The sequence below is a fragment of the Acetivibrio ethanolgignens genome, from assembly GCF_001461035.1.
Lineage (GTDB): Bacteria > Bacillota > Clostridia > Lachnospirales > Lachnospiraceae > Velocimicrobium > Velocimicrobium ethanolgignens.
This window is the reverse complement of record NZ_LNAM01000153.1, coordinates 108,852-120,468: the sequence shown is the minus strand read 5'-3', so window position 1 is coordinate 120,468 and position 11,617 is coordinate 108,852. Positions and strand designations below refer to the sequence as shown.

11 protein-coding genes are annotated in these 11,617 nt (G+C 40.8%); 10 read left to right on the top strand and 1 reads right to left on the bottom strand.

All coding sequences use genetic code 11. The features are described from left to right. The first annotated feature begins 28 nt into the window (after positions 1-28). The gene (locus tag ASU35_RS09370) at positions 29-1,687 is read left to right on the top strand and encodes a GGDEF domain-containing protein (protein ID WP_058352758.1); all 1,659 of its coding nucleotides are present in this window, start codon (positions 29-31) and stop codon (positions 1,685-1,687) included. A 70-nt stretch (positions 1,688-1,757) separates the two neighbouring features. On the opposite strand, the gene ASU35_RS09365 is transcribed toward ASU35_RS09370, so the two are convergent. Continuing rightward, entirely contained in the window at positions 1,758-1,937 is a 180-nt protein-coding gene (locus ASU35_RS09365) for a hypothetical protein (RefSeq protein WP_058352757.1), read from the bottom strand. 246 nt (positions 1,938-2,183) lie between these two features. On the opposite strand from ASU35_RS09365, the gene ASU35_RS09360 reads away from it, so the two are divergent. The 9 genes from ASU35_RS09360 (at position 2,184) to ASU35_RS09320 (ending at position 11,582) form a co-directional block, all read left to right on the top strand. Then, positions 2,184-2,765, top strand: coding sequence for an RNA polymerase sigma factor (locus ASU35_RS09360; RefSeq protein ID WP_058352756.1), 582 nt, complete (start codon positions 2,184-2,186; stop codon positions 2,763-2,765). Further along, a complete protein-coding gene (locus ASU35_RS09355; RefSeq protein WP_058352755.1) occupies positions 2,762-3,499 on the top strand; it encodes a DUF4367 domain-containing protein in 738 nt (245 codons plus the stop codon). Before ASU35_RS09360 ends, ASU35_RS09355 begins: the two co-directional genes overlap by 4 nt. A 63-nt stretch (positions 3,500-3,562) precedes the next feature. After that, the gene (locus ASU35_RS09350; protein WP_058352754.1) at positions 3,563-4,051 is read left to right on the top strand and encodes a hypothetical protein; all 489 of its coding nucleotides are present in this window, start codon (positions 3,563-3,565) and stop codon (positions 4,049-4,051) included. A 220-nt stretch (positions 4,052-4,271) separates the two neighbouring features. Continuing rightward, entirely contained in the window at positions 4,272-6,056 is a 1,785-nt protein-coding gene (locus tag ASU35_RS09345) for a cache domain-containing sensor histidine kinase (protein ID WP_058352753.1), read from the top strand. Positions 6,057-6,073: 17 nt separating this feature from the next. Next, positions 6,074-6,829: a response regulator transcription factor gene (locus tag ASU35_RS09340; protein ID WP_058352763.1), complete on the top strand. Its 756-nt coding sequence runs from the start codon at positions 6,074-6,076 to the stop codon at positions 6,827-6,829. Positions 6,830-6,936: 107 nt separating this feature from the next. Next, entirely contained in the window at positions 6,937-8,052 is a 1,116-nt protein-coding gene (locus ASU35_RS09335) for an ABC transporter substrate-binding protein (RefSeq protein WP_058352752.1), read from the top strand. Positions 8,053-8,083: 31 nt separating this feature from the next. Further along, entirely contained in the window at positions 8,084-9,796 is a 1,713-nt protein-coding gene (locus ASU35_RS09330) for an ABC transporter permease (protein ID WP_058352751.1), read from the top strand. 1 nt (position 9,797) lies between these two features. Beyond that, the gene (locus ASU35_RS09325; protein WP_058352750.1) at positions 9,798-10,874 is read left to right on the top strand and encodes an ABC transporter ATP-binding protein; all 1,077 of its coding nucleotides are present in this window, start codon (positions 9,798-9,800) and stop codon (positions 10,872-10,874) included. Between the two features lie 18 nt (positions 10,875-10,892). Then, on the top strand, positions 10,893-11,582 hold the full coding sequence (locus ASU35_RS09320; RefSeq protein ID WP_242861248.1) for an MgtC/SapB family protein: 690 nt from the start codon (positions 10,893-10,895) through the stop codon (positions 11,580-11,582). Positions 11,583-11,617: the final 35 nt, after the last annotated feature.

Here is an 11,617-nt window from a genome sequence, read left to right as displayed (position 1 = left end):
ACATTAGAAAATACTGGCTTTTAATAGGTTGACTTGCATTGAACTTCACGGATTCAGGATTATAATAATTGTATTGGGGCGGCTCTTTCAGGAGCAGGGACTGGAGCGTTTTGAAGAAAATATTCTGAACTATGGGAAGGATTGGGTGATTGAGCTTGATGGGGTGAAAACCTTCTATCAGGAGCTACCCTTTGAAATCGACAATCCGAATAGTTCCTCTGTCATTCTAAGAAAGCGTCTTTCAAAGGATAGTATGCCGGGAGAATGTGTGAATTTTTTTACTGCCCATCAAAATGTCAGGCTTTATGTAGATGGCAGCCTGGTGTACTCCTTTGCTGTACCGGAGGGGTATTATAGTAAAAGTCCAGGGAAGAATTGGATCTTTTTTGAGTTAAAGGAAGAATATGCCGGGAAAGAGCTTAGCATTGTTTTAGCACCGGCCTATAAATCAAAGAGTACGCAGCTTCCGGAAATCTTTTACGGCAGTAAGGCTGAAATGCTGATAAGGATTATGAAAAATGCGGCTATGCTAATGCTATTGTCCGTATTATCTTTTCTTGCAGGCTTGGCGATTGTCTTGATCAGTCTTTTTCTCAGGAAGAAGCTGCATACATCAGTAGGCCTATTATGGCTGGGCTTGTTTACCCTGTTTTACTCAATGTGGTCGGGATTAGTAGCTAACATAATGCCGGTATTTTGGGGAAATGCTTTGTTTTTTAGTCAGATATCCTTTGTGGTTTTTCAGCTGATGTTTATTCCAATCGTGATGTTTGTGCGTTACATATATACTTCCGGGGACAAAGGTACCTATGTGATGGATGGGCTATGTCTTAGTGCCATGCTGGTGGCCCTGTTATCTGCAATCCTGCAGATATTGGGTCTTAAGGATTTTAAAGAAACCCTGTTTTTAACACATTTATTATGTGTTATCGGGGTGCTGTGGGGAGCTTATTTGACGATTCGCACTCTGATAAAGAAAAGAACTGCATTAGGGAAAAATACCAGATACCATATTTTGGGAATTTCTATTTTGCTTGGAACGTCAGTTCAGGATTTTTGGAGATATTATAACGGAAGTAGGGATGTGGCTTATTTTACGAGAACTGGAGTTATGATTTATCTCCTTATCCTGGTTGCTGTCGTGCTAAAGAGCTCCGTTCGTTTAACAAAGATAGAAGATGAAGTGGATACAATAAAAGAGATTGCATACCAGGATTTTCTTACAAAGCTTGGCAACAGGAATGCCTATGAAGCAGAAATCAGCAAGCTGGAGAAGCGTTATTGGAAATCCATGGCTATTGCTGCCTTTGATTTAAATAATTTAAAGCATTTCAATGATATTTATGGCCATAGCAGAGGTGACTATTATATTATTATATGCAGTGAAGTTCTTCAGGATATTTTTGGGAGAAAGGGAGCTGTTTTCCGCATCGGTGGCGATGAGTTCTGTGCTATTTTGAAAAATGTATCAGAAAAGGAATACCAAAATATGAAAAGAGAAATGGAGGAAAGGGTAGAAAGCTTAAGTGATAAATTCTTTGAAGGAAAAATGTCAATTGCGTCCGGCTATGCCCAATTTAAAGAGGAAGTAGACGAGAATCTGATGAACACTGTAAAGCGTGCAGATGAGCAGATGTATGCCTGTAAAGAAAAAATGAAGAAAAAGCAACATTCTGTAGCAAAATAAAGCAAAACCTGCTATAATAAAAACAGCCGTCGCGTAAGATGCGTCGGCTGTTTTCTGTGTGTCTGTGGGCTCATGCTTCCTGTTTCGCATGATTTATGTAGACCTGCCGCTCTTTGGCGGTCAGCTTTATATAGTCGGCATATGGAATGTCAGCATGGATCATTTCTACGTCACATCGGAAGCAGTGGGTTTTATCCTTAGAAACATAGCGGACTAGTTCGCATTTTGGGCAAATATAAACATCTAGCATCTGAACCCCTCCTCGTTTGCTTTCTGTAAAAAGTATAACATAGAGGGCTGAATGATAGCAATGGCGTGTGTTCGCAAGATTCGACAGAATATATGATAATCCAGCGATAAGTTTAAATTCAGAACAGACTGTTAGGAGAAAAGAGGAAAAACATAAAGGAAATTGTCGTGGCAGGAAGATAAAAAGCGATGAATTATTGTCATATGTAGATTACAAAAGAAAAATAACAGGAGGAAAATTAAGCAGATGTTAAAAGGGATGAGCGATTCGGAAAAGCTAACCTATCTGTTCAACACCTTTGGCAGAGGTATGTACTATGTAGCGAAGCAGCTTTTGAATGACTCGCATATATCAGAGGATGTAGTGCAGGAGGTAATGCTTCGGATATCCAGGGAGGATATTCTGAAAAAGCTGGAAAACATGGATGAGAAAGCCGTAAAGTATTATTTGTATACTGCAGCAAGGAATCTTGCGACGAATATGTATCAGAAAAGGAAGCGGGAGGCCGGTGTAACGATTGGAAGCTATAATGAAGAAATGGTGAACAATATTGCAGTGGAGGATAGTGCCGAAACGGTAATCCGCAAGCTGGAGGAGGAAGCCTTTTTCAAGATTGTGAGAGAACTTCCCCATAAATACTCGGATATACTGATTGTAAAATACAAATATGGATTTTCCGATAAACAGATAGCACAATCCTATGGAATCAAAGAGGCTACAGTAAGAAAACGGCTGGAACGCGGCAGGAAGATGCTTTTGGAACAGTTGAAGAAGCAGCATTACCTGGATGACTGGCCTTGCGGCATGTGGAGAGAGGAGATAAAATGAAGGAAAGAAAATTTAATGCTTATAATGTAAATGAAGATGAGTTTATGACTGCTTTGGATGAGGTCGAAAAGCTGGATTTGGCAGAGCTGGAGGCCATGGACGCCGAGGCAGAGGGCGAAGAGCCACACGAATTTTCGGAGGAGTTCATGGCAAAGCAGGTAGCTCTTATCCGTGAGGTGGAGAAAAGAGAGAAAATGCCATGTATCTATCGTTTTATTCATGCGTCAGTGAAAAAGGTTGCTATTGTGGTAATTTTGGTTGGTGCAGTGGCTCTGGGCTTTGGAGGACAGAGCGAGGCAGGAAAGAATCCTATCGTAAAATTTTTCCAGGAATGCTATAGCGACCATATCGAAATAGAACCTCATGGGAACCTCTGGCAGAATGAGAAAAAGCCGCAGACCATTGAAACGGTGTACGAGCTGGGCTGGGTGCCAGAAGGGTATGAGAAGGAATTGGAGGAGAGGACAGAATTTTCTGCTGTGCAGGTGTATCATAGTATTAAGAAGGATAGCAGAATTCGTTTAGAACAGTATTGTGTAATAATGTATTTTTCTATTAAAGAAGAAAAGAATTATAAGGAGATTTTGGAAGATGGAATAAAATTTTATTTTTTAAATGGGGAAGATGAGAATACCGCGGTATGGTATCAAAATGGATATCAGTTTGTTATAAGAGGTAGTGTCCAACAAGATGAGGCACTTAAGCTAATAAAAAATATTCAAGAAGTAAAATAAATGTCACAAATCTATTCTTCTAATTGTCAATAAGATGTAGGACAATTGAGAGGAGGTAGCGTAGTGAAAAGAAAAATAAGTGTAATAGGCTTATTGCTTGCAATCATGCTGGTAAATATTGCACCGGTCAGTGCAGCAGAAACCGGGAAACAGAAATATATAGTGGCTGATATAGAGCAGATGTGTCCGGAGGAGCTTGCCTTAAGAAAAAAATTGGGAATGTCAGCGGATACTCCACAGTTGGTTAGTAGTACGATTAGTACAGGAACGGCATTGACAATTAATTCTTCAGGAGATGCTGGGTGTGGAGGGACTGTGTCCGGTGGAGATAATATCCGTACAATTCAGATTTTTTTATATTTACAGAAGAATAGTGATAAGTCTAATGTAATGACCTGGATGGATACAAAGGACAGTATGGTGTTTGGTATTTCACGTCATCACCAACTGACACAGCGGGGAACCTATATTGTTAAAATGTCAGCCTATGTATACACAAAGGATGGAAATTACGAGAATCTGGTAAGATACAGCCACACGGATACATATTAAGAATCAGCGTAAAATGAGAGTGGGAAAGAACGTAATATATAGAACTTGAAAAAATAAAAACAAATGAAAATTGTCTTACAAAAAACACAGCTGTGGGAAGGGAGCCTGCGGCTGTGTTTTTGACGTAAAAAGGTAACACTTCATTTAAAACCCACTGTATTTTTCAATAGAAATATGTTAAACTGCTTATAAGAGGCTGAAAAAAGGGCAGGAGGCCGGAATGAGAAAAATAATAGAAGATATGTCATTTCAGGGGAAAATATTTGTCGGAATGCTTCTTGCGACAGTAATTTCTATGCTTGCCGGGTATTTTGTGCTGCTGCAGGTCGTGCAGATTATCTACTTAAGTAATATGAAAAAAGAGGCAAGGGCTGAGCTGAAGACTGTACAGGAGGCACTGGATGCTGCTATTCTTGAGCTTGGAGAGGGACTTGATGGCTTAAGTACAAATTCGCATATTTTGTGTTATTTGGAAAGGGCTAATTCCCCAGTCCTTGAAAAACAGGTGTATAGAGCACTTTACCATGCAAATAGCAGATATGGCCGATATGGATATTTTTCCTTGTACAATAGTGCTGGTAATCTTTTGATGATAAACGAGGATAGTCATGGGGCGAGCAGGCAGATGCCGCTGGATTGGGGCATTTTTTATCAGGCAGCAAGGGCTCCGAGGGTCCATATCGTGCGTAATGCAATAATCTACCATGAGAATAGCGAGGATAGGTACATGAGAGTGGCCAGGGCTGTTACAGATGAATCGGAACAGATTATTGGCTTTGTGGTAGCAACAGTTTTGTCAAATGGGTTTGAGAGGATATGCCAGAGCGAAAAAATAGGAAGGAATCCGATGATTATCATTCAGGATGATTACTCTGAGATTGGATACTGCTCCTATGGAAGCTGCCCAAAGGAGGAGCTTCGTGAAGTAAAAGAGTTCTTTATGGGCAACTCAAAGGAAGTGTATGCTCCCGAAGAGAAGGATTATTTTTATTGCATGAGAAAAAGCAAAGAAGGGGAAATGAATCTGTTTTTAAAGCAGGAAACTTCATCAAGAGAGGAAATTAAGGCACTCTATCGTACAATTTCCGTAATCTTTGGAAGCATTATGCTTGCAATTAGTGTGCTGGTATCAGGGGCGATTAGTAGATCCTTACATAAAAATGTGAATGAGCTTCAGGCTGCCATGGCATCCCTGAGAAGAGGTAATTTTAAAAGTCGTGTTTCCGTGACAGGGAAAAAAGATGCCATAGGAAGGCTTTCAGAAAGCTTTAATGATATGTCCAGATATATAGAAGGTAATTTGGAAAGGCGGATAAGCAAGGAACGAGAGTGGGCATTGATGAACATAAAGATGATGCAGGCACAGCTCAATCCGCATTTTTTATATAATACTCTGGATACTATTAAGTGGATTGGTAAGGCAAATCAGATTCCGGAGATAGCAACGCTGTCAGAAGGCCTTGCACAGATTCTGCGAATGAGTATATCGGCAAAGCCGATGATTCTCCTTGAACAGGAACTGCAGTTTGTGACTTCTTATGTGGAAATTCAAAGGATAAGATTTGACGACAGGTTTGAGTTTATTTTAGATGTGCCGGAGGAACTGAAAAGGTGCCGTATTCCAAAGCTGACGCTTCAGCCACTGGTAGAAAATAGTATCATTCATGGATTTAAAGAATCAGAAAGTGGAATCATCATACTTGTGGCCAGAAAAGAAAAACGGGAGTCTGGGGATGAACTGATTATTTCCATAAAGGATAACGGATGTGGGATAGCAAAGGAAAGATTAAAGGAGCTAAGGGAGGATAATTTTGAGCCTGTGTGGAATGAGCCAGGGAATAAGAATGGAAAAACGGGAGGCAGTATTGGCTGCCATAATGTAAATGCTATTATCAAATTAAATTATGGAGAAGCGTATGGGATAGAGATTAATTCAGAGGTCGGTGTAGGAACGGAGGTAATTGTCAGGCTGCCGCTTAAGTATGGGCTGGTGGATAATGCATAATGGAGATGAAGATGAATATGAAGAAGGTAGTTGTGGTGGAGGATGAAAAGTTTGTCCGCGAGGGAATTATTATGGGAACAGACTGGGGAAGTATTCATTGTGCTGTTGTTGGAGAGGCGACAAACGGAGAAGAGGGAATGGAGCTTATTCGGAAACGTCACCCGGATATTGTAATATCAGACATCCGAATGCCAAGGCTGAGTGGATTGGAAATGCTTGAGAGACTGGAAAAAGAGGGGATATTCCAGCTTACGATTTTTCTCACTGCATTCGATGATTTTGCCTATGCACAAAAAGCCTGCAGGCTTCAGGCAGTGGATTATCTGCTTAAACCATTCCGAGAGGGACAGTTAGAAAAGGCAATAGCGGATGCTTTGCATATAAATCAGTCAAAAAACCAGACACCAGAGGGAGGAATCCGTGAGCTGAGGCTGGCAAAGGGGGATAAGAGTAAATATATTCTTGAGGCAATAGCCTGGATTGAGCAATACTTTGCTAAGGATGATATCTCTATAAGGACGGCCGCAGAGCAGCTTGGAATCAGCGAGGGGTATTTAAGCAGGCTTTTCCGAAAGGAAACAGATTATACCTTTATGGCTTATGTCATGCAGTGCAGGATATGCGAAGCAAAGAAGCTTTTAAAGGACTATAAATATAAGGTATATGAAGTGGCGGAAATGGTGGGATACCAGGATATTGCATATTTTAGCACAATTTTTAAAAAATATGTTGGTGTTAGTCCCTCGGAATATCGGGATCGCTATAAGGAATAGCCGAAAATGTCAGAATAATAAAAGATTTATGTGTTTTATCTCCTATACGCAGCTGTGCAATTTGTATATAATTACATTATCAAATAAAAAAATATTGGAGGTATTTTATGAAAGGTAGCAAAATACTGGCAGCAGTTCTTGCTGCATCAATGTCAATGCTGGCACTTGCCGGCTGTGGAGGCAGTTCGTCACCGGCGGCAGATACCGGCACTGCAAATGGAACAGAGGCTGCAAAGGATCTGGTGGCAGCGGCTCAGGCGGAAGGCTCTCTGGTTGTTTATGGCTCATGTGAGGAGGCATATCTTTCAGCAGTTTGCCAGAAGTTTCAGGATCTTTATGGAATTAAGGTTGATTTCCAGAGATTGTCAACGGGAGAGGTTTTTACAAAGGTTCAGGAGGAGGCGGGGAATCCGTCTGCTGATGTCTGGTTTGGTGGGACATCGGATCCATATAATGAAGCAGCAGCAGAAGGCCTTCTCTATGCATATGCAGCAGAGAATGCTTCTCACTTAGTAGACGATACCTATAAAGAGAAGGATGGCTGCTGGTATGGAATATATAAGGGAATTCTTGGATTTATGTGTAATAAGGAGGAGCTTGAACGCCTGGGACTTCCTGTTCCACAGGATTGGGATGATTTGCTGGATTCTCAGTACAAGGGGCTTATCGGAATGTCAAATCCATCAACTGCTGGAACGGCTAAGCTGATTATTAATACAATGATTCAGGCAAAGGGCCACGATGAGGCCATGGAGTACTTCAAGGAGCTTGATAAAAACATATATCAGTACACAAAGAGTGGTTCTGGTCCATCAAAGATGGTAGGACCGGGAGAATGTGTTATTGCAATTGGATTTTTACATGATGGAATTACACAGATTTTAAATGGATATGACAATATTGAGCTTGTTATTCCAAAATCTGGTACAACCTATGAAATCGGGGCAACAGCGATTTTTGAGGGTGCAAAGCACCTGAATGCAGCTAAGCTTTGGATTGAGTATGCACTTTCTCCGGAGTGTGTGGATATTGCAAAGGAAAATGAGTCATATCAGTTCCTGGTCATTGATAATGCAACACAGCCGGAAGAGGCTACTCAGTTTGGTTTAGATCCGGATAACGTAATGGACTATGATTTTGAGGATGCGAGGAAGAATACCTCTAAATATGTGGAGGATTTCTTTGAGGCAGTAGGCTCTGATGACAGATTTAAAACAGAGTAGTACCTAAGAAAAATAGAAGGAGGAGGTTTTTGTGGCAGCAGGAAGTAAAAGTGCTGAGCTTGACCGGAAAAAATTCTTTTCCGACCCGATTTTAGTGGGAATGATAGGTATGCTCTTAGTTTCCCTGGTATTATTTGTGGTATACCCATTGTTCATCTTAATGATAGATAGTGTTTGGCAGGAGGGACATTTCACCTTCGATGTTTTTAAAAGAGTGCTGCGTGTACAAAGATTTAGAGAGGCTTTTGGCAATACCCTGCTGTTGGGGGTAATCACAGGTCTTCTATCAACGGCATTGGGACTTTTATTTGCATATGTAGATATTTATGTAAAGGTAAAAAGCAAAATAATGAAAAGGATTTTTAATGTGATATCCTTGCTGCCGGTGGTGTCTCCGCCATTTGTTTTATCGCTTTCGACAATTATGCTATTTGGGAAAAGCGGAATAATTACAAGATCCTTACTCCATATTTATGATTCCAATGTATATGGGTTAAAGGGGATTGTAATTGTCCAGACACTTACATTTTTCCCGGTGTGCTATCTGATGCTGAAGGGTCTTCTGAAAAATGTAGACCCCTCTCTTGAAGAAGCAGCCAGAGATATGGGAGCCTCCAGATGGAAGGTGTTCACATCTGTTACATTCCCATTATTGCTGCCGGGATTAGGCAATGCATTTCTTGTTACATTTATTGAATCGGTTGCGGATTTTGCAAATCCAATGCTGATCGGAGGCGATTTTGATACCCTGGCGACCACCATTTACCTACAGGTAACCGGCTCCTACGATTCTACAGGAGCTGCTGCAATGTCGGTTATTCTTTTGTCGCTGACCCTTGTGCTTTTCTTTATTCAAAAATATTACCTTGAGAAGAAAACAGCGGCAACCTTAACAGGGAAAGCATCAAGAGCACGGATGCTCATTACCGACAAAAGCGTAACCGTGCCGCTAACGCTGCTGTGCACACTGGTAGCTCTTTTTGTAATTTTAATGTATATGATGATTCCCCTTGGAGCACTTTTTACCCTTTGGGGAAGAGATTATAGCTTAAGCTTGAAATGGTTTGATTATTTATTTAAATACAGTGGAATAAAAGCTTTTCAGGATTCTTTTATACTTTCCGCAATCGCTGCACCGATTACAGGCCTGCTTTCTATGATAATTTCCTATCTTGTTGTTAAAAAGAAATTCAAGGCAAGGGGCTTTATTGAATTTACGTCAATGCTTGCAATGGCAGTGCCAGGAACTGTACTTGGTATTGGATATATCAGAGGGTATGCAAATGGTCTTTTCCATACAGGCATTATGGCAGGCTTATATGGGACAGGAACAATATTAATTATTGTATTCATTGTGCGGAGTCTTCCGGTAGGAACACGAAGTGGGATTTCGGCACTTCGCCAGATAGATAAGTCGATTGAAGAATCCGCCTATGATCTTGGTGCAGGCAGTGGAAAGGTATTTATGAGTGTGACATTACCTTTAATTAAGGATTCCTTCTTTAGTGGACTTGTTACCTCCTTTGTAAGAAGCATCACGGCAATTAGTGCAATCATTCTGTTAGTTACACCACAGTTCCTGCTTATTACCTGCCAGATCAATGAGTTTGCAGAAAAGGGATATTATGGTGTGGCTTGTGCATATGCGACTATTTTGATTGCGATAGTATATGCCTCCGTACTTGTTATGAATCTTTTTATTAAGTTCTTCGGAACAAGTAAAAAAATCAAGGAGGAAGAATAGGATGTTAGTTGAATCGAAAGGAATCCGATTAGAAAACATATCAAAAATTTACCAGGATCCAAAGACGGGAAAGGATTTTAAGGCTGTAGATGGTATAAGCATAGATATTAGGGCAGGAAGCTTTGTAACACTGCTTGGACCGTCTGGCTGCGGAAAGACAACAACACTTCGGATGATTGCAGGCTTTGAAAGTCCGGATGAGGGAGAAATTTATTTGGGAAATGAGCCAATCAATGAGCTTACACCAAATAAGAGAGATACAGCGATGGTATTCCAAAGCTATGCACTTTTTCCGCATTACAATGTATTTGATAACGTAGCTTACGGACTTCGACTGAGAAAAATGGATAAGGAAACAATCCATAAGAAGGTTATGGATATCCTTGAGCTTATGGAGCTTTCCGGGATGGAAAGCAGAATGACAAATCAGCTATCCGGTGGTCAGCAGCAAAGAGTGGCTCTTGCAAGGGCTTTAGTAGTAGAACCGGGGGTTTTACTATTTGATGAGCCATTATCAAATCTGGATGCAAAGCTTAGAATAGCTATGAGAACAGAAATCCGTAAAATCCAACAGAGAGTTGGAATAACAGCAGTATATGTTACCCATGACCAGAGCGAGGCTATGGCAATCTCTGACCAGATTATCATTATGAATAAGGGAGTTGTTGCTCAACAGGGGACACCACAGGAAATTTATTATCATCCGTCGAATAAATTTGTGGCAGATTTCATTGGAGAAGCAAATTTCCTGGAAGGAAAGCTTGCTACAAAGGATGGAAGGGGTGGAAGCATCCTAATTGAAGGAACCTCTGTGCCCGTTGAAGAGGTTGGCAGTATGAAGGAGGGTGAAAGCTGTATTCTTGTGTTAAGGCCGGAGTCTGCGACAGTTGCAAGGGAAGGGCTGTTACCCTGTAAGGTAGAAGTGAGCTGTTTCATGGGGGCTTATCAGAATTATCAAGTAAGAGTCGGAGAGACACTTCTTAAGATTACGGATTTTAATCCAAAGCACAAGGAAATTTTTCAGGCTGGAGATGCTGCCTTTGTCCGGTTTGATGTATGTGATGCTCATATTCTTTAATTGCAAGGAGTTGTAGGAATGGTTTTAGACATGGAAATACTTAGGGAATTGAATTTTGTATCTATTATCGTGAGGGTGATATTGGCATTAGTGATAGGAGCAATGCTGGGGGCGGAGCGTGGGAAAAAGCACAGTCCGGCAGGCTTTAAAACCTATATGCTGGTATGCCTTGGTGCAACTTTGGTAATGATGACAAACCAATATGTTTTTCAGGCCTATCACACATCAGATCCGGTTCGTATGGGTGCACAGGTTATCAGCGGAATAGGATTTCTTGGGGCTGGAACCATTATTGTTACAGGAAGACAGCAGATAAAAGGAATCACGACAGCTGCCGGCCTTTGGGTAGCTGCCTGCTGTGGTCTTGCAATAGGAATTGGATTTTATGAAGGGGCAGTCGTTGGTGGAATATTTGTGCTGGTTGTTATGGTTGCTTTGAATGGTCTGGATAGTAAAATTAAGAGAAATTCCAAAATTCTAACAATTTACATTGAATTTGGAGGGAAGAAGTCCTTCAGCTCCTTTATAGAGGATTTGCGGGAGAAAAAAATAGATATCATTGATATGCAGATAATTAACAATAAATTCACGGAAAATATTGATATTAGTGCAGTGATGAATTTAAAAATACCGGAAAAACGAAAGCACGATGAAGTACTACAGGTACTTGCTACAGCAGAGGGTGTGGCACATGTTGAGGAAATCTAAGCAGCTATTACCTTTTCACTCCGGATAATATCTAT

Coding starts and splice junctions, on each gene's coding strand:
- ASU35_RS09360 (WP_058352756.1), top strand. CDS start 2,184: ATGTTAAAAGGGATGAGCGATTCGGAAAAGCTAACCTATCTGTTCAAC.
- ASU35_RS09320 (WP_242861248.1), top strand. CDS start 10,893: ATGGTTTTAGACATGGAAATACTTAGGGAATTGAATTTTGTATCTATT.
- ASU35_RS09365 (WP_058352757.1), bottom strand. CDS start 1,937: ATGCTAGATGTTTATATTTGCCCAAAATGCGAACTAGTCCGCTATGTT.
- ASU35_RS09345 (WP_058352753.1), top strand. CDS start 4,272: ATGAGAAAAATAATAGAAGATATGTCATTTCAGGGGAAAATATTTGTC.
- ASU35_RS09355 (WP_058352755.1), top strand. CDS start 2,762: ATGAAGGAAAGAAAATTTAATGCTTATAATGTAAATGAAGATGAGTTT.
- ASU35_RS09335 (WP_058352752.1), top strand. CDS start 6,937: ATGAAAGGTAGCAAAATACTGGCAGCAGTTCTTGCTGCATCAATGTCA.
- ASU35_RS09325 (WP_058352750.1), top strand. CDS start 9,798: ATGTTAGTTGAATCGAAAGGAATCCGATTAGAAAACATATCAAAAATT.
- ASU35_RS09340 (WP_058352763.1), top strand. CDS start 6,074: ATGAAGAAGGTAGTTGTGGTGGAGGATGAAAAGTTTGTCCGCGAGGGA.